The 2,625-nt window shown below is 44.7% G+C and carries 2 protein-coding genes; one reads left to right on the top strand and one right to left on the bottom strand.

Going from position 1 to position 2,625, the window contains the following annotated elements:
• Positions 1–322: 322 nt before the first annotated feature.
• Positions 323–1,531 (bottom strand): phosphoglycerate kinase, encoded by a 1,209-nt coding sequence (locus EWV84_RS08065; RefSeq protein WP_287077588.1) that lies wholly within the window; start codon positions 1,529–1,531, stop codon positions 323–325.
• 163 nt (positions 1,532–1,694) lie between these two features.
• Between EWV84_RS08065 and EWV84_RS08070 the strand changes: the two genes are divergently transcribed.
• Positions 1,695–2,105, top strand: coding sequence for a universal stress protein (locus EWV84_RS08070; protein WP_287077589.1), 411 nt, complete (start codon positions 1,695–1,697; stop codon positions 2,103–2,105).
• The last annotated feature ends 520 nt before the right edge of the window (positions 2,106–2,625 follow it).

Genomic DNA, 2,625 nt, shown 5'->3' on the forward strand with positions numbered 1-2,625 from the left:
GCTCGACCCAATAAACGCTTGGGGAGAGAATACCTCTACTTTTTCAGAAGCAATTCTGTCTAAGCAAGTAATCTCTGTGAACCAAGAATCCCCGTCTCTTTAGAGCGGGGAGTGTCAATGCGATTGAAGTATCCTAATGATACTAAATCCGTTGAGTATAGGCTACATATCAGGACAGGCAATAGGCAATAGGGACTATAGATAATCAGTTTTTAATAACCAGATTTAGTATTATAATTTATAATTCATAATTCCTAATTGATAATTCATAAAAAAGGTGGGCCAGCACCCACCTTGTTTAAACCTTAGATATTAGCGATAATTAGGCCTCATCGAGGGCGGCAATACCGGGTAAAACCTTACCTTCGAGTAATTCCAAACTAGCGCCACCACCGGTGGAAATATGGCTCATTTTTTCCGCCACTCCCACTTTTTCCACCGCCGCTACCGAGTCGCCACCACCGATAATGGTAGTTGTACCAGTAGCGGTTAAATCGGCTAAAGTGTGAGCGATCGCATCTGTACCCGCTGCGAATTTAGCGAACTCGAACACCCCCATGGGGCCATTCCAGAGGACAGATTTACAGTTAGATAAAGCTTTTTGGAAAACTTTAACTGATTCAGGTCCAATATCCAATCCCATCCAACCATCGGGAATATTTTCGACCTTGACGATTTTGGAATTGGCCTCTTTATCGAATTTATCCGCTAACACCACATCAGTAGGAAGGAGGAATTCCACCCCTTTTTCTTTAGCTTTCGCTTCCAGGGATTTAGCTAATTCCAGTTTGTCTTCTTCCACCAAAGACCCACCAACACTTAAACCGCGGGCCTTGTAGAAAGTAAAGATCATACCGCCACCGATGAGCAGTTTATCGCACTTTTCTAATAAAGTTTCGATCACGCCAATTTTACTAGAAACCTTAGAACCGCCGATAATCGCCGCTAGGGGACGTTGGGGAGTTTCAATAGCGGACTGTAGGTAGTTTAATTCTTTTTCAATTAAATAACCCGCCACCGAGGGGCTGAGATAGTGGGTAACGCCTTCCGTAGAAGCGTGGGCACGGTGGGCGGTACCAAAAGCATCATTAACGTATAAATCGGCGTTAGCGGCTAATTTTTTGGCAAAATCGGGATTATTTGCCTCCTCTTCACCGTGGAAACGCAGATTTTCCAAAAGGGCCACTTGACCGTTAGACATTTGGCCAATCGCTGCCGTAACTCCCTCACCAATACAATCGGGACACATGATTACTTCTTGGCCCAGTAATTCCGAGAGACGTTTAGCTACAGGGGTCAGACGCAAATTTTCTTGAACCTCACCGTCGGGACGACCCATGTGGCTGCATAAAATAACCTTAGCCCCTTTTTTGATTAAATCCTCAATGGTTGGCAAGGCCGCCCGAATGCGGGTATCATCGCTGATTTTCCCGGTGGCCTTGTCCATGGGAACGTTAAAATCGACCCGGACTAAGACCCGTTTGCCCGCTAAATCGGCTTCTGTTAAATTCGCTACTGTTTTTTTTGGCACAGCCCATAACCTCCTAGATTGCTTACCGTACAATAAAGATTAAATCAGGGTATCGCTACTTGCGGCAATTACTTTGACAAAGATTATTTCAGATTTGGGGATCAGTTTTGCAGTTCTAAGACTGATTTTCCCAGAAAAATTTGATTGGAGAGACTTGCTAATTATGTTTGAGACGATTTTATTTCCCATCGACCACAGCCGCGAAAGTCGTGACGCGACCAATAGTGTGATCGAATTAGTCAAAATCTTTGACAGTCGTTTGGTCCTGTTGTCGGTGGTGGAAACGACACCCAGCGGAGAAATTGCCGCCGACGATAAGATGAGTTCGATCGAAGCGGTGGATAGATTGTTACAATCGGCGCAAGCGATTTTCGCCCAAGCTGGCATCAAGGCGGAAATGATTGAAAGGGAGGGAATACCTTCTTTTGTCATCTGTGATGTGGCCGATGAAGTTAATGCCGACCTGATCGTTATGGGTTGTCGCGGTTTAGGATTAACCAGCGAAGGTGTGTCCGAAAGCGTCACCACCAAAGTTATTAACCTTGCCCCCTGTCCAGTGTTGATTATCCCTTAATCAGTGATCACTGATCAGTTATCAGTGAGCAGTGAGCAGTTATCAGTGAGCAGTTATCAGTGAGCAGATGTGATAGCAATTTTCTAAACTAGCGGCAGAGATGGCTAGTTAAAAAAGGTACTCATGCACTCTCTTGCCTCTTGCCCAGTAAACTATCTATGTCACACCTAAAGAAAAAGGTTCTTCCGAACTTACACTGTAGAAAATTCCTCAAGCTCCCTCTCTGCCCAGCAATGCTCTAAAGTTGATACATATCAATCTAACAAAAACTCAAAGCCTTAGTATACAAGCTTTACAAGCATTAGTTGTTGATAGTTTTACATGACAGGTTCGGTAGAGCCAAGAAAAATGGGATCAGGTGTGAGTTTTCAGTTCACTGATTACTGTTTACTGTTTACTGTTTACTTTTTACTGTTTACTGATCACTGAAAAAAGCTCCTCCATCTCCCCCCAACCCCCAACCCCCAACCCCCAACCCCCAACCCCCAACCCCCAACCCCCAACCCCCACCGAAAAACTT

This window comes from Microcystis sp. M_QC_C_20170808_M3Col (genome assembly GCF_007095505.1).
Classification (GTDB): domain Bacteria; phylum Cyanobacteriota; class Cyanobacteriia; order Cyanobacteriales; family Microcystaceae; genus Microcystis.